The organism is Rhizobium sp. 05L419 (assembly GCF_056397845.1).
Window position 1 is genome coordinate 1 of record NZ_JBFTOF010000093.1, and the last position, 485, is coordinate 485.

Genomic DNA, 485 nt, shown 5'->3' on the forward strand with positions numbered 1-485 from the left:
GCCGTCGGCGTCAACAGCGACGGGCGGCGTGAGGTTCTGGGTATGGAAGTCGGCACGTCCGAAGCTGAGCCGATCTGGACGGACTTCCTGCGCAGGCTGACACGCCGCGGATTGCGTGGTGTGAAGCTCGTCGTCTCCGATGCGCATGAGGGCATCAAAGCTGCCGTTTCCAAGGTCCTCAATGCGACATGGCAGCGGTGCCGCGTTCACTTCATGAGGAACGTGCTGGCGCATGCCGGAAAGAGCGGGAGGCGGGTTGTATCCGCCTTCATCGCCACAGCCTTCGCCCAGGAGACGCCGGAGGCAGCAAGCGCTCAATGGCGCAGTGTCGCCGACCAGATCAGACCGAAAGTGCCGAAGCTCGCCACCATCATGGACGATGCTGAAGAGGACGTACTCGCCTATATGACCTTTCCGAAAGAACACCGGGCAAAGCTGCATTCGACGAACCCAATCGAGCGTCTCAACGGCGAAATCAAGCGCCG

General features: G+C 61.4%; 1 protein-coding gene. It reads left to right on the plus strand.

Features of this window, described 5'->3' with window-relative positions:
- A partial coding sequence (locus AC1DMK_RS31140; RefSeq protein WP_477864056.1) for an IS256 family transposase occupies positions 1 to 485 on the plus strand: 485 nt, incomplete at both ends.